This is a genomic window from Streptomyces sp. NPDC051218 (assembly GCF_044455475.1).
Taxonomy (GTDB): Bacteria; Actinomycetota; Actinomycetes; order Streptomycetales; family Streptomycetaceae; genus Streptomyces.
Genome location: NZ_JBITEU010000018.1, coordinates 1 through 18,900, shown reverse-complemented (window position 1 = coordinate 18,900; position 18,900 = coordinate 1). Strand labels below are relative to the sequence as shown.

Here is an 18,900-nt window from a genome sequence, read left to right as displayed (position 1 = left end):
CAGATCATGCTCCTCAACTCCCCCGCCGGGCCCCTGAGCCACGACGTACCGCCTTCGCCGTCCGCCGTCGCCTGCGAGGAGGGGCTGCTCCCCGAGTCCCTGAGCGACCGGGGCAACGCCAAACTCTTCGTCGAGCTGTACGGACGCGACTTCCGGCACGTGCCCGGCCTCGGCTGGTACCGGTGGCAGGGGCACCGGTGGGCCATCGACGAGGACGACACGGTGCTGTGGGCCGCCGGTGAGATGGCCGAGTCGCTCGCCGAGACCGACCCGCACGGGCGCCACAGCACTGCCGCGCTGCGCGCACACCGACAGCGCGCCCTGTCGACGGCGGGCATGAAAGCCATGCTGATGCAGGCGAGATCGGCCCCCGGGATGGTCCTCAGCCCCTCGCTCCTGGACGCCGACCCCTACGCCCTGTGCACCCCCGAGGGCGTCATCGACCTCACCAACGGCCGGCTCAGCGCCCCCGATCCGGAAAGGCACCACCACTCCCGGGCCACGAGCGTGGCGCCCCGCCCGATGCCCATTCCACGCTGGCAGCGCTTCCTCACCGACACCTTCGGCGACGACGCCGATGGCCAGGAGATGATCGACTTCCTGCACGAGCTGCTGGGCTACTCGATCACCGGCGACGTCGGGGCGCAGACCATGCCGTTCCTGTACGGGCAGGGAAGGAACGGCAAGTCCGTTCTGCTGGACGTGATGGTCAAGCTTCTCGGGGACTACGCGGACGCCGCGCCGCCCGGTTTCTTGATGGCCCGTCCTTTCGAGGGCCACCCCACCGATCTTGCCGAACTGCACGGCCGGCGCCTGATCGTCTGCTCGGAGCTCAAACCGGGCGACAGGTTCGACGAGGCCCGCTTCAAGCATCTGACCGGCGGCGATCGCATCAAGGCCCGTCGGATGCGCCAGGATTTCTTCTCCTTCGCCCCCACGCACAAGCTGTGGCTGCTGGGAAACCATCGCCCCGAGGTCGGCACCGGCGGCTTCGCGTTCTGGCGGCGCATGAAGCTGATCCCCTTCGAGCGTGTCGTCTCCGACGACCGCAAGATCGACAACCTGGCCGACATCCTCGTCACCGAAGAGGGCCCCGGCATCCTCGGCTGGCTCATCGACGGCGCCCGCCGCTACCTCAACGGGCCCCGCGAGCTCACCGGACCCGAGCAGGTGCGGACGGCCACCATCGCGTACGCCGAGACCGAGGACCACACCGGACGCTTCCTCGACGAGCGCTGCGTCCTGGGCCCGGCCATGCGCGCCGAACAGGCCCAGCTCTACAGCCAGTACCGGGACTGGTGCCAGCTCGAGGGGGCCAATCCCCTGTCGTCGCGGGCCTTTGCCGCACAGGTCAGGGACACCGTCGGTCTCGTCACGCCGCGGGCGATGATCCTGTCGAACCAGCGCAAGTTCTATCCGGGCATCGGCCTGAGGGAAGAAATGGAAGAGACCTCATGAGCGCTCTCATCGAGCCTCGTCAGCTCAGCGACGAGAGCGGCATCGTCTGGCTGGAGGACATCGGGCCGCTGGACTACGTGCGCCAGGCCCTGGACCGCCTGCCCAACCGGGGCGGGGCCCCCGCGTATCACCGTGGCGGCCGCATGGTGGGCTATGCCGTCCTCGGCCCCGCGGCGCCCGCCTCCCGCGCCTCGGGCACTTTTCTGCGCCGGGTGTTCTGGCTGCTGCCGCACGACCGCGACGGCCGGCCCACCGGTCTGTACCGCTCCGGGGCTCCCTCGGAGGCGGTCGATCCACGCACCGTCGCGCCCCGCTTCAAGGGCTACAAGACCCAGCGTTCGGAGGGCGGTCCCGAGTCCGCGGCGATGCGCGAGCTGGGCATCACGCTGCCCATGGGCTGATCCCTTGGCCGGACTCGGAGCCTGTCCGTGGTCCGTGGCTCCGGCGACCGTCCCTCAGAGCGGCAACGTCATACCCAGTTCCTGCATGGCGGTCGAGGGCGGGCCGCCCTCGGAGCGTTCGGTCTTGTAGCCCTTGGTGCCCGCGTCCAGGGTGCGGGGGTCGACGGCTTCAGCGGGCGCGCCCGTCTCGTAGAGGCCGGCGGGCTCGGTGTCGCGGTCGTGCGGGAGCAGCCAGAACACCCGGCGGCGGAAGGTTCCGGAACTGCGGGAAGCCTTCGCCTGAGGGGCGAGGAGCGCGTATCCGACCATGCGGCCGTCGCGGTGGTAGGCGGGCTTGCCGCGGCGGGTGGGCAGGCGGTCCAGGCTCTGGCGCACGTAGTCGAGGTCGGTGGTGTCCTCGAGCCAGACGAGGGCGCTCTCGTGCCGGATCTCGTCCTCGGTGATCAGGGAGCTCATGCCCTCTCCTCGTCGGCGAGCAGTCCGATGCCCGGATAGTACTTGCGCGAATTGGAAAGGATCATCTCCTTGGGCGATGCCAGGCCGACCAGTTCGCGGGCGCGTGCGGCGAACGCGCGGGAGGAGATGACCGGGGCGCCCTCATGCCGGCACCAGGTCTTGAACGCGGCGTAGAGCCTGGCCTGCTCGGCCCGGGAGTCCGGGCTCAGGAGGCAGGACTCGTCGAAGAAGCGGCCGATGTGGTCCTCGGTCTCGGCGTACGCGGTGGTGGCGATGCGCACCTGCTCGGGTCCGGTGAGGTCCTTGTCCCCGGCGAGGTAGCGGCGGGCGCCGTCGACGAGCCAGCCGAGGATGCCCGGTCCTTCCTCGGTGACGAGGATGTCGGCCAGGTTGTCGATCTTGCGGTCGTCGGAGACGACACGCTCGAAGGGGATCAGGCGCATACGGCGCCAGAACGCGAAGCCGCCGGTGCCGACTTCGGGCCGGTGGTTGGCCAGCAGCCACAGCTTGTGCGTGGGGGCGAAGGAGAAGAAGTCCTGGCGCATCCGGCGAGCCTTGATGCGATCGCCGCCGGTGAGGAGCTTGACCCGCGCCTCGTCGAACTTGTCGCCGGGTTTCACCTCGGAGCAGACGATGACGCGCCGGCCGTGCAGTTCGGCGAGGTCGGTGGGATGGCCCTCGAAAGGACGGGCCATCAAAAAGCCGGGTGGCGCGGCGTCCGCGTAGTCCCCGAGAAGCTTGATGAGGACGTCCAGGAGCACGGACTTGCCGTTCTTGCCGGAGCCGAAGAGGAACGGCATGACCTGGCCGCCGACGTCGCCGGTGACGGAGTAGCCCAGCAGGAGCTGCAGGAAGCCGATCATCTCCTGGCCATCGGCGTCGTCGCCGAAGGTGTCGGTGAGGAAGCGCTGCCAGCGCGGGGTGGGCAGCTGCTGCGGGCCGACGCTGGTTGAGCGGGAGTGGAAGTCCTTGTCGGGGTCGGGGGCGCGCAGCAGTCCGGTGCGCAGGTCGACGATGCCCTCGGGGGTGCACAGGACGTAGGGATCGGCGTCCAGGGAGGTGGTGTTGAGGACCATCCCGGGGGCGGACTTGGCCTGGGTGAGCATGGCGTTGATGCCGGAGGTGCTCATGGCCCGGCGGATGTGCTGGTTGAGCGCGGTGGTGGTGAACAGGCCGCGCGGGTCGGTGGTGGCGAAGGACTCGGCGAGGTCTCCCGCCGCCCAGACGACGGTGTCGTCCTCGTCGGCCTGCCAGCGGGTGCCCTGCCAGCGGTACCAGCCGAGGCCGGGCACATGGCGGTAGTCGGTGCCGTACAGCTTCACGAACAGTTTGGCGTTGCCGCGGTCGGTGAGCGTGTCCGGCAACAGACCCTGGGGGGCGATGCGGCCGGCCTCATCGGCGCGCTGCTGGGGCAGTTGGATCTGGCGCTGCGAGGGCGTCGAGGGCGGCGGCTGTGGGCGCTCGGCCTCGGCCATGATCTGGACGGCCACGCTCTCGGCGTCGAAGGTCCGGGCGTCGAAAGACTGGGGGTCGATGTTGAACAGGGGGTTGTCCTCATGGGTGTTCATGGCCTGCCCCCGAGCGCGAGGGGACGGCGTTCACCGGCGAGCAGGCCGCTGCGGATGATGGCCGCGCAGCGACGCTCCTGTCCGGGCCGTACGTCGGCGGCGAGCTCGGTGAGGGTGAACTCGGCCTCGTCTCGGGTGAGGTGCCCCGCCGCGACGAGCCCGCCCGCGGTGTAGGCGGCGCGGTTGAGCTTCTCCGAGAACGCGGCGCCCGTCGGCAGAGCCGCACAGGACGCCACGTCGGCCAGGACCCGCCCCAGGGCCCGCGAGGCGGCGCCCTGCCCGCCTCCGGCTGCCGCGACGGCGATGCGGGCCCTGGGGGGCGGTACAGAGCCGTACGGGGGCTTCTGGCGGGCCGGGGCCAGATGTCCGGTGCGTTCCAGCTCGGCGGCGAGCCAGTCGGGCAGCAGGGCGGGCTCGCGGGTGGCGCCGACGGGGGTGTAACTGCCCTGTGGCGTACGGGTTCCTGGCGCGACGATGTAGCCGCCGTGGGCCCGAACGTCGACCTGCCAGGCCAACGCGCGGCCGCTGCTGGAGCCCGCCGAGCACTGCCAGCGGTGACCGGGATGGGCCCGGTACCAGAGGTGCAGGCCACCGGAGGGAGTGCGTACGCGCAGGGTGCTGTCGTCGTGTACGGGGTTGGGCCGACCGCGCAGGGCGGCAAGGAGGGCCAGCGTGTGGAAGCCGCTCGCGAGGCCCGTCAGATCGACGGTCTCGGCGATGGGGATGCCCGGCAGCAGACGCGCCCGCTCGGGCAGCTCCTGGGCGTGCGCGTCGACATCGATGACGACGAGTCCGGCGGGCCCACAGGAGACACCCACCCCCAGGCCTGCACCGGCACCGCTCCCCCACCAGCTGTCGATGCGGCCCTGATCGAGCGTCGCCGCACGGAACCCGTGACACCAACGCCCCTCCCGCGCACACGTACAGCCGTCCCGCGTGTGGCCAGGGGCCCGGCACGCCGCGCAGTTTCCCGCGGGGGTCTTGCGCCCGGCGGCCAGCGGGTGGACCGGCCAGCCCTTGCCCGCACACCACCGGGCCGTGGCCCACGCTCCCCCGGACGATCCCCCGCTGAGCGACTGTTCGCTGCGTGAGACCCGCAGCTCAGCAGCCATGTATTTCCCCCGTCAGCGACTGAAGCGACTCAATGACAGAAACAGATTAGCGAAACGGGTATGAAAATTCGTACAGATGAGGCGGGTGGGACGATCACCGGCCCTCCCAGCGACTGAAGCCAGACCCAGCGACTCAACGCCCTTTCAGTCGCTGCCCGTTGCGCCGAGAAAAACCGCAGGTCAAAGGCGGTCCGTTTCTCAAAACAGCGACTGAAGCGACTCAAGCCCCCTATATATGACGCGCACGCGCATACACGCGCACACGCCAATGTCTTCATATACCCGGACCTTCAGTCGCTTCAGTCGCTGTTTTCCGTGTAACAAGCCTCTGACCAGGGTTTTTTCGAAGCGACCGGGAAGCGACCGAACGGGCTTCAGTCGCTGGGCTTCGGTCGCTGGCCCTTCAGTCGCTGGTTCTTCGGTCGCTGGGCTTCGGTCGCTGCCCGGCCCATCCGCGCTTTGGTCGCTCGGTCGCTTGGTCGCTTTCAGGAACGACCGGGCCCGCTCCCCTTACCTGAACGGGAGCGGGCCGGTGGTGTGGCGGGCCTCAGTGAACGTCCGGGTCCGAGCTGCTGCCCAGCTTCCACAGCAGGGAGAGGTTCTCCGGCGACATGTGCTCCCGCAGGATGTGCAGGACCAACTCGGGCTTACCGAACGGCATGGAGGTGATGCCCACCAACGCGGGCAGCGGGTCACGACGTACGCGCTCCCCGTCCTGGGCATCGCGGGCATCCTGTGCGTCCCGTGCGTCCGTAGCCTCCTCCGGCTCCGCATCCGCAGTCGCCGCCGTCTTGACCGCCGCATCCCGAATTATCACGGCGTGATTTTCTGCAAGGGGTTCATCGCGTCCAGAGGACTCACCGGTTTCACCGGGTCGCACCGCATCCGCCGCCCTCGACCGCCCCCGCGCCTCGGCCTCCTTGGCCCGCTGGTCCGCCTTCTGCTTCTGCTCCTCGGGAGCCAGCTTGCCGAGGTTGCGTACGTGCTCGACCTTGCGGGCCCCGGTCACCAGGTCGGCCTGGAGCTCAGGGCTGAGCTTGAGCAGCGACAGCTTAGTGGACAGGGTCGCCTGCGGGATACCGAGCCGCTTGGCGGCCCGCGCCTGCCCGTTGTAGAAGGTCACCAGCTGCTGCAGGGCGTTGGCCTCCTCCAGGTCCGTCATGTCGTCACGGTGGTAGTTCGCGACGAACGCGGCCTCGAGGAGCGTCTCATCAGTGGCGACCCGGGCATCGTCGACGCGGACCGGGATGGTGGCCAGACCCACCCGCCGGGCCGCCTCGAGACGCCGATGTCCGTCGATCACCAGGTACTTGGCGCCGTCCTGCAACTCCCCTGCCCGACCGGGCCGGCTCGCCAGGTAGGCGTCGATCGTCGCGACGACGATGGGCAGCAGGACGCCGACCTCGCGGATGTTGTCGACCGTCTCGTCGAGGTTCCGCAGATGGTCCCGCGGGTTGTCGGGGTTGTCGCTGATCACCGTGAGGGGCAGGTCGGTGACGGCTGCGGCGGCCGCGTTGGAGCCCCCTATGGTGCTGTCGAACGCCGCCCTGCGTGAGCTGCGGGCGGTGGCGGCCGCGCCGAACGCCGCGGATCCGCTGAGTTCGTCGGCCTTGCTCATCGTGATGCTCCCTTGGCGATGGTCCGCATCGCCTCGGCCTGGTCACTGTGCGGGGCGTACGACAGCAGCGGCCGCCGCTTGCGTACCGTCTCGCGCTGTTCCTTCAAGTCGCCGATGACGGCGAGGACGGGCGGGTCACCGAGCTTGCGCCACTCGGCGAGGGACGAGGTGGCGACGTACCCGCGACGGCTGTCGTAGAGGTTCACCACCAGACCCAAGTAGTCGACGTCCAGGCTGAGGTCGTCGCACAGGTCGGTGATCTGCTGGGCGAGCATTCCGTACGCCGTCGCCGAGGAGTCCTCGGCGAGCACCGGGATGACCACGCCGGACCGGCCGCCTCGCTCATTGCGGCGGCGGCGCCCGTAGTAGAGCGCGGCGTCCATCGCGATACCGAGGCTCGGCGGGCAGTCGATGACGATGACGTCGTAGTCGGCCTCCAGCGGGCGCAGCGCCAGCTCGAGTGCCGTCTCCTTCTGGAAGCCCCGCTTCTGCGTGGCGATGACCGCGATCCGCGGGTCCAGGAGGAAGCCGTCGTAACAGGCGGGCAGCAGGTGCAGCCGCTTCTCGAAACGCGAGTCCTCTATGGCCATCACGAGCTCACGCAGATCGCCCCTGCCCTCCCCGCACATATGGGAGACGAGGCTGTCCTGCCCCGGCTGGATCTGCGGGATACCGAGCTGCTCACTGAGGTGCCCCTGCGGGTCGTAGTCGACCAGGAGGACCCGCTTGCCCGCCTCCGCATACGCCTGGGCCATTCCGGCCGCGACCGCCGTCTTGCCGACGCCGCCCTTCTGATTGCAGACGACCTTCCGCTCGGGGTCGGTCTCCGGGCTGCTGCCCTGCTGCGGCGACGGGTTGAGGTCGAGCCACCTGTGGACGCTCTGGGCGAGACCCTGGATGAAGGAGACGTTGCGGGTGCCGCAGGTGTCCTTGAAGTCGTCGTAGAGCCCGGTGGGAAGCCACGTGCTGAAGGACTCCGCGCCGGCGGTCTCCACGGGCGGCATGTTCTGGGCGTTCGCACGCCAGTCGGTGACGGCCGCGGTGACGGCGTCCTGGATGTCCAAGCCCAGTTCTGCGGCGCGGACCTTGAGTGCTTGTCGGAGCGCCGGGGGCAGCTTGGACGCTACCTTTTCCCGGTCTCCCTGGGGGTAAGGAGAGGCCATGGCGTTACCTTACTAACGCCTGGGGAGGAAGTGTCAGCCGGTTCGCGGTTCCTGACCCGGTTTCACCCCACCGGGCTCGTGATTATCACGGCGTGATTTTCCCTCTGCGGTCCTTGGCCCGGCCGTCCGGATGGCCCATCGGCCACCGGCTACCGGCTACCGGCTCGTCAGCGTTGCAGCGCGACAGCTCTACGGCTCTACGGCTCAGGAGCTCTGCCCTCCCTGAGACTTGGGCCGGTGCTTACGAGGTCGACATCGAGCGGCGATTATCACGCCGTGATTTTTCGCGACGCCACATCGGCAGTCGGCAGCGAGCAGGACGGGCGGCCGGCCGGCCCGTCGGCTCCCACGCACCGCCACCCCGGCCCGGACTGCTCCCCCGGTCCGGACCTCCCTCGGCCCGGACGCGAACACCTCGGCCCGGATACTCAGTCGGCCGTGATTATCACGCCGTGATTTTTCGCGACGCTCCATCGGCAGCGAGCAGGACGAGCGGTCGGGCCCGCCGGCGCTCGGGCACCGCCACCCCGGCCGGACTGCTCCCTCGGTCGGACGCCCACCCTCTAGCCCGGACGCTCCCCCGGTCGTGAGTATCACGCCGGGATTATCACGCCGTGATTTTCCCGGGGTGCGAACCAGCTCCGCGCGCGGGCCCGGTCCTCGAACTCACATCAGCACGGCCCCGCAATTATCACGGCGTGATTTTTTTGGCGGACAAGCACACGGCTAACGCCCGGCCCGCCGACCGCCAGGCAGCGCGGGAAGGAACGCATCGAGCACGGCATCGAGGAAGTCACTGCGGTTGGCGAACCCGTGGGCGGCGGCATAAGCGTCGTACACCCGCAGCTCTTGCTCCGAGGGCCGGAACGACTGCTGGGTGCTGTTCCTGACGCCTCCTCGCTCCACCCGCCGCGCGGGCACATCACCGAACAGCCCGTCAGGGTCGTAGTCCTCCTCGCTGAGCGGCTGCCGCCGGGAGCGCACCCGCTCCTGGAGTTGCGCCCACTGGTCCTGCCTCTTGGCAGCCAGGAAAGCCCGCCGGACAACGACCGCGTTGGTGGGCTCGCGCCCCGTCTGTGCCTTGGCCAACGTCTGATAGTGCACGAACCGCTCCCGCACCTCCCGCTCCACCATCACGGTGCACTGCGTCGGCGCCGCCCCGCCCCCGCCCCGCACCACCGGAGGGACCTCCACCGCCCGCACGGGGACAGGTGCGGCAGGGCTCGCCACTCCCCCATCCCCAACAGCCCGAGCCAAGTCGCCTGCTGCACGGTCCACTGTCCGCCGCCCTGCCCTCTCGCGCGGCGCGAACGCGGCAAGCGCTGCATCCGTGTCCACGGAGAACGCCCCCAAGGAATCATCCTCGGGCAACCCACCCCGCTTGCCGGTACCGGCGGTCCTGCCCGTCGCCCTGTCACTGACAGCGGCACCTTCGCTCGTCCCCGGCGTCCCCGGCGTCCCCGGCTTCTCCGCCGTGGCGGTCGTCTTCCTGGCCATCGTCACTCACTCCTTCATCCGTCATTCGCATCGGCGTGGTCGAGCGCATCGGCGTGGTCAAGCTCGGCCTTGGCCTGCAAGACCTCCAGGGCCAGCGAGCGGTAGTCGCCGGCGAGTGCCTTCATCGAGGACCGCAGTTTCGGATCGAGCTCGGGTGCGGAGGCCAGCTCCTGCGGCACCTTGCCGTGCACCCGGCAGGCGACCGCGGCCGCCTCTACATGCCGGATCGTCTGCTCCATGACGGGCGCTGCCCCGCCCAGATCCTCGGTGAGCTGATCCTTGGTCTTCTGCTGCACCCGGGAGGCCGCCGAGTTGGTGCCGAAGACGACCACACCGAGGAGCCGCAGCATCGGGTTGACGGCACGGGCCCGCCCGAACCGCCGGGCCACGGTGCGCAGCCCCTTCCGTGACGACGGATCACTCTTGGACGGGATGAACACCATCTCCCCGGCGACCAGTGCCTGGAGCTGAAGCGGCTCACAGCCGGGAGCGACATCAAGCACCACGACGTCGTAGTCATCACGCACCGGACCGATCGCGGCGGCGTACATGCCCATCCAGGCAAGCCGTTCCTCCGGGTCCTCGCTGGGGGCGGTCAGCCGCCGCTGGACGTAGAGCTCCTCGACGACGTCGTCCAGTGCCGACCCGCCCGGGACCACCCACAGATTGGGCCGGGCCTCGCCGGTCGGTACGAGCGGTTTGCCGTCAAGGATCGCGGCAGCCTGAGCCTGACCGTCGTCATCGAGCTCAGTGCCCGCGATGCCCAGGTCCTCGCTCTGGTTGCCCTGTTCGTCCATCTCTACGAGGAGGACGCGCAGCCCGGTCTTTGCCAGAGCCGTGGCGATCGCCACGGCGAGACTGCTCTTGCCGACGCCTCCCTTGCCATTGATCAGGACGAGGACCTTGCGGTCGAGCACGCCCTCGGTCATGAGTTGAACGCGGCGACGCAGGGCAGCTCTCACCCCGGCGAGGTCGACGGCGTCGAGCTTCACGGCACGCACGGCCACACGGACCACTTCCCGTCACATTCCGGACATCATGTGATGATCGAAGTTATGGGGGAGGCGGCGCACGTCCAGGCCGACACACACGGGCGCCGCGAGGAGCGCACAAGGAATCACCTGGTTGGCGTGAGCACCCGTCAAGCCGTAGAGCTCGACGTCGGGCACATCAGACATGACGACAACTAGCCCGCCGCCTAGCGCACTAGCTAGCTGGCCCTTGTCCCCGCCGTCACCGTCACCGTCGCCCTCGCCCTCGCCCTCGCCCCGGAATTATCACGGCGTGATTTTTCTGCCGGGGCAGTGGACGGGACGGGCCAGGACCATGAGCACGCGGAGAACCCACCGGAAGCCGCCGCTCCGCCATGCGCGTTCCACGAGTGATCCGATGCGCGATCGATGTAGGGTCCGTTACGGAGGTGTGCTCTGTGCCAACTGAGGACGAGCTGTTCAGCGCGGTGGACGCGCTGCTGGAGGAAGTCGCGCAGGACGATCTGCCCACCCCGGCGGAACGCAGGCGCCTGCGCGAGGCCGCGGGCCTGAGCCAGGAGCAGATCGCGAGGGCGCTGAAAGCCCGCCGGGAAGCCGTGGGGAACTGGGAGTCGGGCAGAACCGAGCCGCGCCCCCCGAAGCGCGCCGCCTACGCCCGCCTCCTGGAGCGCCTCGCCGAACGCTTCCCTCTTCCCGCCACTGAAGCCCCGACCACCGGGACCCCGACCACCGAGGCCCCCGCTCCCACACCCAACTCCCCCTGCCCAGCACCTGTACCCCCACAGGAAGCCCCCCCGACAACGCCCACCCCAACACCCACCCGGAAGCCCACCCCCAACCGCCCCCAGACAAAGAAGCCCAGCACCTCACCCACCACCCCACCCACCCTCGACCCCCGCTTCGAGAACGGCCCCCTCGCGGTCATCGACCACGACAGACAAGGCAGCGGCGAGGACGGGCAAAGCAACGGCGAGGTATCCGCGTACTGCGTCGACGGCCTGGTCCTGGACGTGCCCGCCAAGAGCATCCCGGCCCTGGTGGAGTGGACCCTGAAGGAAGCACGCCTCGGGCAGCCGCGACTGCACCGCAACGGCAGGGACGCCGACCCCATCCTGGTCCTCACCCCCGCCGCGCTCGAGTACTTCGGACTGCCCGCCTCCCTCAGCCCGGAGGAGCGCCGCGCGGGCAGGATCGCGGCCGGACACAAGGTCCTCAAGCAGCTGGAGCGTGCCGAATGGCAGCTCACCCAGCGCGGCTTCGGCCCCTGGGCGCGGATCTTCCGTCCCGCGGACGGAGCGCAGCGCAACTGCGTCCAGCTGTGCATCCCGGCCTGGAACGCACTGGACGTACGCGAGTGGGACGACAGGGAACACCCCCTCCTGCCCACCATGGACGCGGCCGACCTGGCCCGCTTCCTCGGGACGTACGCGACCCGCGTGATGACGCCGCGCGGCACGACCGCCGTCACCGGCCTGGAGCTGATGACGGCCCTGCATCCGCCGACCATGGCGGTGAAGGACGAGACGACGGGGGAGTGGCGGAGCGCGCCCGCACCCGGCGCGCTGACAGCTGTGTACGACCACGTGGAGTGCGAGGTGCCCGACGGCCATCCGCTCCTCAAGGGCAAGTACGCGCGGCACCATCAACGGACCCCGGACCAGATGCTGATGGAGGAGTCCTACGACTGGTGCCGTCCGCTGACGGACGCGGAGTGCATGAAGCCGTTCGTCGTCGGCATCGACATCAACATGGCGTTCGCCGCGGCCGCCAACCGCCTCACCGTCGGCCTGGGCGGGCCCACCCACGTGACGCGGCCGGCCTTCGACCCGAAGCTGCCCGGTTCCTGGCTGGTCGACCTCTCCCACATCAGCCTGGACGAGCGCCTGCCGTCCCCGTTCACGGCCAAGGGCACTCCGCCGGAGGGACCGGCCTGGTACGCCACACCGACCGTCGCGTACGCGGCGGAGCTCGGCCATCGGGTCGAGCCGATCGAGGCGTACGTGCGCCACGAGAGCAGCGGCTATCTGGACTCCTGGTACCAGCGGCTGCGCGACGCCTACATGAAGACCATGGCCGACCTCGGTGTGGTGCCCGGGATGGAAGAGGACGAGTTCCTGAAGGCGATGGCCGTGCACAAGCAGGTCGATCCCGAGATGGCACTCGTCCTGAAGGCGATCAAGGCGACGGCCAAGGGCGGCATCGGCAAGCTCCGTGAACGCCCGCGCACCACACCGCTCTTCGAGCCATGGCCCGCGCTGCAGCGCAAGGAGTGGCGTCCCGACATCAGGGCGGCGGTGCTCGCGACGACACGGGTCAACATGCACCGCAAGATGATGAAGGTCGCGGCCGCCGTCGACCTGTACCCCGTCGCGATCGGCACGGACTGCATCGTCTATCCCTCCGACGGGCCCTCACCCCTGGACTTCCTGCCGCACACCCCGGAGGGCAAGCCACTGCCCGGCGGTTTCCGGCTCGGCGTGTCGCCCGGGATGGTCAAGCATGAGGGCACCCAGAGCACACTGTGGGCCGAGGAGCAGTTCGAGAAGTACGGGGACTCCGTGAACATCGCCCGCATCATCAAGGACGGCGGCCAGGCCGCCGACAACGGGGAGTAGGCGGTCGTGGACCAAGTAGGCGACAGCCTGGACCAGGCCCTGGAAGGGGCGTACACACGCCCGATCCCAAAAACGGCGCAGGCCCGGATGAAGTACCTGGTCAAGCAGTACAAGTCCACGAAAGCCGTCGCCCAAGCCCTCGGAGTCTCCCAGCGTACGGTCGAGCGGTATGTGGCCGGGCATTTGAAGCGGCCCCGCAAGGCGCTGGCCGACCGCATGGAACGCGAGGTCAAGAAGCGCTGGCAGCCGCAGGTCCGGGCACGGGCAAAGCAGAAGGCGGCCCGCTCGGACGGCATCGTCGTCTCCACCCGGGCTCGCTTCGGGTTCACTGCCGCCCCCGGCAGCACCGACGACGCCCGGGTCCGCCACATCACCCAGGCGCTGCCCCCGCATTGGGCCAAGCGGCTCTTCGAGGCACGCGACGCCGGGTCCACGGAGGAACAACTGCGGGACATCGCCGCGCAGGGCCTGGGGGAGATGTACTTCCGCGACAGCGGCCGCCGCGCCCACGACCTGATGGTCGAGTTCACCGACGTCGAGGACATCGAAATCGGCCTCTGACGTACCACGGTCTCTGACCCGTACAGCGGTCTCAGACATTTCCCGCCGTACGGGCCCTCAGTGGCGCCGTACGGCGTTGGCGCGCCCCAAGTGGCCCGGGGGGTCCCGGCAAGGGCGGAAGAGCCTCTGAGGCGGCCTGTGTTGCTTCTGAGCACACTGAGCCGTCTCTCAACCAGCCCTCCTGATTCTGCTGCCCCGTCGGGCTGCCCCACCGAGCCGCCCCCCCCCCCACCCAACGGGCCTGAAGCAGCAGTTGAGTCCCGTCCCGTTCGGTCCCGTTTCAGTCCCGCTGACAAAACTGCAGGTCACAGCCTTGCGCTTCCCAACAACGGGACTGACGGGACTCAGACCTGTAGTTATCAGCTACGTAGAAATTTAGGGTCGCGCGTATGCGCGCGCATATGAGAGATGTTTCTACGTAGCTGATAACTAGGAGGTCCAGCCCCGTCAGTCCCGTGATTTCCTGGCACACCGCTGTGACCTGCGGTTATTTGAACGGGACTGAACGGGTCTCAACCCCGGACGGGTCCGGCGAGAGCGTTCGGTCCCGTACCCCTCGCGGGCCAGCGGGCCTGACGGGACTCAACTTCCGCGACACGCGGCGACCCCTCCCAACAGCCCCGTCCCCGTGAGCTACGCTCTGTCCCGCAAACTAGTACCGTCAGTCCCGTTAGTCCCGTCAGCCCCCTCCCAACACGGGCTTGCGAAGGACGCACCCCCAGCCCAGAGCCCAGCCCAGACCCCGGCAAGGACCACTCATTGGCCAGCCAGTCCGCGACAGCACCCGCGGCGACGGAGAGCGCCACTGCGGGCCACTCGGTCGCGCGGTGGTGCGCCCGGCAAGGCTGGCCGGTCCACCCATTGGCGCCCCGTCAGAAAGTGCCCCCGGCCAACTGCTCCGCGTGCAGGCAGCACTCACACGCTCCCCTCGACTGCCCATGCCGGGACCTCGGCCGCTGGTGCCACGGATTCCACGCGGCGACCACCGACGCCCAGCTCATCGACACCTGGTGGCGGGTCCAGCCGGGCTTCGGCGTGGGCGTCTCCTGCGGCCACGCCGACCTCGTCGTCCTGGACGTCGACGCGCACGCCGCGCACGTCCCGGACCGCTCCCGTCTCCTGCCGGGCATCCCGATCGGCGCCCACGTCAACCTGGCAGGACTCGCCACGGGTTACGACACGCTGGCCCTGCTGGCAGCCCTGCGGGGCCAGCCCGATCCCGCCCGGGACGACAGCACCTTGCGAGTCCACACGCCCTCCGGCGGGCTGCACATCTGGTACCGCAACCCCGACCCCACGACGCGGTACCGCTCATCGACCGGGTCGAGCCCCAAGGTGGCTCTGGCCTGGCAGGTCGACGTACGGGCGGACAACGGCTACATCGTCGCCCCCACCACCCGCACCACGGCGGGCACTTACCGCCCCGCAGGACAGACCCGCCTGCCCGCCGTGCTCCCCGACTGGCTTGCGGCGGAACTCGCACGCACTGGACACATCGCAGTCGACCGGCCCGCCCCGACCCAACCGGTGACCGGACCGCCCCCGCGGCAACGCCGTGCCACGAAAGCGGCCGAACGCCTTCTGGATCCGCTCCTGGCCGACGTGGCGGCCTGCGCGGCCGCGCAGGAAGGCACCAGCTTCACGGAGAAGCTCAACCGCGCCGGCTACACCGCGGGAGGCCTGGTCCAGGCAGGACACCTCACCGAACCCGAAGCGCGTACAGCTCTGTCGGAGGCCGCGGCCACGGCACGGCCCCACCAACAGCGCCGCAACCTCAGCATCATCGAATCCGCTCTGTCCGCCGGCGCGCAGCGCCCGCTCCACCCCCGAGGACGTTCATGAGCGCCGAATCTGTCAGCTTCGACGCCGCAGCCGCAGCCGCGCAGATCCACCAGCAGACCCTGGACATCCAGCTGCCGGACCCCTTGCCAGGACCCAGCCTGCCTGCCCAGCAGATCGACGGCCGCGCCGGCCTCACCGCCGCGCACAGAGCCGCCCCCCTGCCGGACTCCCTGAGCGACCGCGGCAACGCCAAACTCTTCGCCCGCCTCTACAGCGACCAGTTCCGCTACGTGATCGGCATGGGCTGGCACTCCTGGGACACCTACCGGTGGAAGCTCACCGGCGGCGACGAAGCCGCCGTCTGGGCTGCCGGCGAAATGGCCGAACAATTCCCCGACCACGACCCCTCGGGCCGCTTCACGGACCGGCAAGTCGCCTCCCACCGACGCCACTCCGAGTCCACCTCCGGCGTCAAGGCACTCCTCTACCAGGCCCAGGCAGCACCCGCCCTGCGCCTGGACCCCGACGTCCTCGACGGCGACATCTACGCCCTGTGCACCCCCTCCGGCGTCGTCGACCTGCGCACCGGTGAGCTGCGCAAGCCCAACCCCCTCACCGACATGCACTCCCGCGCCACCACCGTCGCTCCGCGGAAAATGCCGCTGCCCCGCTGGAACAGCTTCCTGCGCGACACCTTCGGCGACGACGAGAAGGGCGTGGAGACCACCCGGTTCCTGCACCTGCTGCTCGGCTACTCCATCACCGGCGACGTCGGCGCGCAGATCCTGCCCTTCCTCTACGGCTCCGGGGCCAACGGCAAGTCGGTCCTCCTCGAAGTGACCATGCAGATCCTCGGCGACTACGCCAACGCCGCACCGCCCGGATTCCTCATGGAGAAGGGCAAGTTCACCGAACACTCCACGGAGCTGACCGAACTGCACGGCCGGCGCATCGTGGTGTGCAGTGAGCTCAAGCCCAACGACAAGTTCAACGAAGCCCGCGTCAAGCTCCTCACCGGCGGCGACACCATCACCGCACGCCGCATGCGGCAGAACTTCTTCACGTTCACGCCCACCCACAAGCTCTGGCTGCTGGGCAACCACCGCCCCGAAGTCGGCACCGGCGGCCACGCGTTCTGGCGCCGGATGCGCATCATCCCCTTCGAACGCCGTGTGCCCGACGCCCGCAAGATCGACAACCTCGCCGCCGAACTCGTCGCCGAGGAAGGGCCCGGCATCCTGCAGTGGCTCATCGACGGTGCCACCCGCTACCTCGCGAGCCGCGACCCCCTCACCGGCCCCGCATCGGTCCGCGTCGCCACCGCCGCCTACGAGACCACCGAGGACCACGTCGGGCGCTTCATCACCGAACGCTGCACCCGAGGCACCGACGGCCGGGGCGAGACCGACCTGCGCGTCGAACAGAAGCTCCTCTACGAGACCTACGGCCGCTGGTGCGCGGAGGAGGGCATCCGCGCCTCCACACCCCGCGCTTTCGCCGGCCGCATCCGCCAGGAACTCGGCCTGGCCTCACCCGCCGAAATGATCAAGAACAACGCCACCAAGTCCTACCCCGGCCTGGCCCTGCTGGCAGAGGACGCCGAGCCGGACGCGGGGAGGCGCCCATGAGGCCCACAGCCGCAGCGGAACCCCGCGTTCAGCGACCGTACGATGGAGCAGGCTCTCTTGTACGGCGCTCCGCAAGCCGCCCGACGTTCAGCCCGACCCACACCACAGACACAGGCCGCCCCACGGCCGCCCGCACACAGGAGGCCCGATGAGCGCGATGCCGCAAGAAGGCGATCTCGCCCAGGAGGCCGAGATCGTGTGGCTCGAGGAACCCACCGACCTCGACTACGTCCGCCAGGCCCTGGACAAGGTCGGCACCCGCAGGGGCAAACCACGCTACGAGCGCGACGGCCGCCTCATCGGCTACACCAACCTCACCCCCAAGGCGCCCCGCAGCACCGACAGCGGCCTGTTCGCCCGCCGCACCTTCTACCTGCTCCCGCACGACCGCCCCAACCAGCTCGACGACCCCGAGTGCCCCTACAAGGTCGGCTCTCCCCTGGAGGCCGTCGACCCCCGCACCATCGAGGTGGGCAAGGTCGGCGAAAAGACGGCCCGCTCCCAGGGCACAGCGGACGCCATCCCCGCCGGCCCCTAGCCGCGGCTCTCGACGGCAACGCCGAGAGCCAACACCCACTGCCAACACCCCAGTTGGCGTTCCTCAGGCGCCAAGAGCCAGCAAAACAGCCTGCTCATTGCAGATAGTTTTCTCACGGGGCCTCGCACCCAGCGGCCTAGCGGCGCGCCAACAGAACTCCGCCGAGCTTGCGCGCCGCCGACGTGAGCGTGGGGTGGTCCTCGACGGTGAAGCCGGCTTCGTCGAGCCAGGCGGCCACCTGACTCGGCGGGCGACGACGGACGTAGGACTCCGGCCAGCGCTCGCCGTGCTCGGTCGACTGAGACGCTGATGCGTCGCCGACATGAAAACCCACCAGCAGCAGGCCACCGGGCCGCAGCACCCGACGGAACCCGGCGAGAACAGCACCGATCGCGTCGTCGGGGACGTGAATGATCGAATACCAGGCGATCAGACCGGCCAACGCACCTTCTGCGATCTCAAGTTGAGTCATCGACCCCACCTCGAATCGCACTCCGGGATGCTCACGCCGAGCCACCTCGACCATCCGGGGCGAGAGATCGATACCGAAGGCGTCCACGCCGAGACTGCGCAGATGGGCGGTGATTCTCCCGGGCCCGCACCCCACGTCGGCGACGGGCCCACCGCCCCGAGCCCGCACCCACTCGGCGAACAGCGCCATGACGTCCTGCTCCTCCGGCAGCTCGCCCAGAAGGTTCCGTGTCTCGTCCGCGTAGCCGATGGCATCGGCATCGTAGGAATCCCGGGTGTCCGCCAACCACCGTCCGACCTCAGGACCTTCGTTCCCGGCGCTCACAGCAGCAGCCTAGCCCGGAAGCCGCCCCGGCATCTGCAGCACAGTTGATGGGCGTCGTGTGGTGTGCACTGGGTGTGGGTCATCGGTTTTCATTGGTGCAGGGCTGGGGTGTGGCGGTATGGGGGTGTCGTTGTGTTGGTGAAGGTTGTTGTCGTTTGGTGTGTGGGGTGCTTGTCGCCCCTGTGGGTGGGTGTGGCGGAACGCTGGGTGGGGGCGGGTCGTGTCTGGCTACGCTCGGTGGATGCCGTCGTTTGCTGGTGATCCGCGTCATGAGCGTGGGGTGGTCGCGGCTGCAGACGTTCACTGACCGGCGACACTGATCACCCGGCAGGAGGATCGGAGTGATCCATCCGTTCCAGACTCAAGCCACACGTAATTTTGAAGCACAACACAACCCGGCTACACCACACCAGCCGGTGACGACGCCTTACTGCCGGGCCGCCAGGCCCGTTGGTGGGCCGCGCGGAGCGTGGCACGCCTGGTGACGCGGAGCGTCATAGGTGGCTGTAGCGCAGCGGAAGCCACCACGGGGGCGCAGCCTCCGTAAGCTCCGGGAGCGCAGCGGACGGAGCGCAACTATGTTGCGCAGCAACGTAGTTGACATGGGACGCGCAGCGTCCCATGTGCGCTCCCGCGGAGCGGGAGCGCAACACCCCCGCGGAGCGGGGGTGTTCGCTTGCACAGCGCGCAGCGCTGTGGGACCCGCTCCGCGGGG

Annotated in this window: 15 protein-coding genes; 7 read left to right on the top strand and 8 right to left on the bottom strand. The window is 69.3% G+C overall.

Features of this window, described 5'->3' with window-relative positions; translation table 11 throughout:
* The first annotated feature begins 6 nt into the window (after positions 1-6).
* Positions 7-1,458, top strand: coding sequence for a phage/plasmid primase, P4 family (locus tag ACIBCK_RS37870; protein WP_399397811.1), 1,452 nt, complete (start codon positions 7-9; stop codon positions 1,456-1,458).
* Positions 1,455-1,859: a DUF6009 family protein gene (locus ACIBCK_RS37865; protein ID WP_399397776.1), complete on the top strand. Its 405-nt coding sequence runs from the start codon at positions 1,455-1,457 to the stop codon at positions 1,857-1,859. The genes ACIBCK_RS37870 and ACIBCK_RS37865 overlap by 4 nt, the downstream gene beginning before the upstream one ends.
* A gap of 54 nt (positions 1,860-1,913) precedes the next feature.
* On the opposite strand, the gene ACIBCK_RS37860 is transcribed toward ACIBCK_RS37865, so the two are convergent.
* From ACIBCK_RS37860 to ACIBCK_RS37830, 7 genes are all read right to left on the bottom strand, one after another.
* The gene (locus tag ACIBCK_RS37860) at positions 1,914-2,315 is read right to left on the bottom strand and encodes a DUF6009 family protein (protein WP_399397774.1); all 402 of its coding nucleotides are present in this window, start codon (positions 2,313-2,315) and stop codon (positions 1,914-1,916) included.
* A complete protein-coding gene (locus tag ACIBCK_RS37855; RefSeq protein WP_399397773.1) occupies positions 2,312-3,883 on the bottom strand; it encodes a phage/plasmid primase, P4 family in 1,572 nt (523 codons plus the stop codon). The genes ACIBCK_RS37860 and ACIBCK_RS37855 overlap by 4 nt, the downstream gene beginning before the upstream one ends.
* Complete coding sequence (locus ACIBCK_RS37850; RefSeq protein WP_399397772.1) at positions 3,880-4,995, bottom strand: bifunctional DNA primase/polymerase; 1,116 nt, start codon at positions 4,993-4,995, stop codon at positions 3,880-3,882. Before ACIBCK_RS37850 ends, ACIBCK_RS37855 begins: the two co-directional genes overlap by 4 nt.
* Before the next feature lie 547 nt (positions 4,996-5,542).
* On the bottom strand, positions 5,543-6,613 hold the full coding sequence (locus ACIBCK_RS37845) for a ParB/RepB/Spo0J family partition protein (RefSeq protein WP_399397771.1): 1,071 nt from the start codon (positions 6,611-6,613) through the stop codon (positions 5,543-5,545).
* Complete coding sequence (locus ACIBCK_RS37840; protein ID WP_399397770.1) at positions 6,610-7,776, bottom strand: ParA family protein; 1,167 nt, start codon at positions 7,774-7,776, stop codon at positions 6,610-6,612. The genes ACIBCK_RS37845 and ACIBCK_RS37840 overlap by 4 nt, the downstream gene beginning before the upstream one ends.
* Before the next feature lie 726 nt (positions 7,777-8,502).
* The gene (locus ACIBCK_RS37835) at positions 8,503-9,006 is read right to left on the bottom strand and encodes a hypothetical protein (protein WP_399397769.1); all 504 of its coding nucleotides are present in this window, start codon (positions 9,004-9,006) and stop codon (positions 8,503-8,505) included.
* Between the two features lie 281 nt (positions 9,007-9,287).
* A complete protein-coding gene (locus ACIBCK_RS37830; protein WP_399397768.1) occupies positions 9,288-10,280 on the bottom strand; it encodes a ParA family protein in 993 nt (330 codons plus the stop codon).
* Between the two features lie 422 nt (positions 10,281-10,702).
* Between ACIBCK_RS37830 and tap the strand changes: the two genes are divergently transcribed.
* From tap to ACIBCK_RS37805, 5 genes are all read left to right on the top strand, one after another.
* Complete coding sequence (gene tap, locus ACIBCK_RS37825) at positions 10,703-12,880, top strand: telomere-associated protein Tap (RefSeq protein ID WP_399397766.1); 2,178 nt, start codon at positions 10,703-10,705, stop codon at positions 12,878-12,880.
* A 6-nt stretch (positions 12,881-12,886) separates the two neighbouring features.
* The gene (tpg, locus tag ACIBCK_RS37820) at positions 12,887-13,441 is read left to right on the top strand and encodes a telomere-protecting terminal protein Tpg (RefSeq protein ID WP_399397765.1); all 555 of its coding nucleotides are present in this window, start codon (positions 12,887-12,889) and stop codon (positions 13,439-13,441) included.
* Between the two features lie 759 nt (positions 13,442-14,200).
* On the top strand, positions 14,201-15,283 hold the full coding sequence (locus ACIBCK_RS37815) for a bifunctional DNA primase/polymerase (protein WP_399397763.1): 1,083 nt from the start codon (positions 14,201-14,203) through the stop codon (positions 15,281-15,283).
* Positions 15,280-16,851 (top strand): phage/plasmid primase, P4 family, encoded by a 1,572-nt coding sequence (locus tag ACIBCK_RS37810; protein ID WP_399397762.1) that lies wholly within the window; start codon positions 15,280-15,282, stop codon positions 16,849-16,851. Before ACIBCK_RS37815 ends, ACIBCK_RS37810 begins: the two co-directional genes overlap by 4 nt.
* Positions 16,852-16,999: 148 nt before the next feature.
* Positions 17,000-17,389 (top strand): DUF6009 family protein, encoded by a 390-nt coding sequence (locus tag ACIBCK_RS37805; protein WP_399397760.1) that lies wholly within the window; start codon positions 17,000-17,002, stop codon positions 17,387-17,389.
* Between the two features lie 136 nt (positions 17,390-17,525).
* Here ACIBCK_RS37805 and ACIBCK_RS37800 read toward each other — a convergent pair whose 3' ends face one another.
* Positions 17,526-18,146 carry a class I SAM-dependent DNA methyltransferase gene (locus tag ACIBCK_RS37800; RefSeq protein WP_399397759.1) on the bottom strand — a complete coding sequence of 207 codons (621 nt, stop codon included), beginning with the start codon at positions 18,144-18,146 and terminating at the stop codon, positions 17,526-17,528.
* Positions 18,147-18,900: the final 754 nt, after the last annotated feature.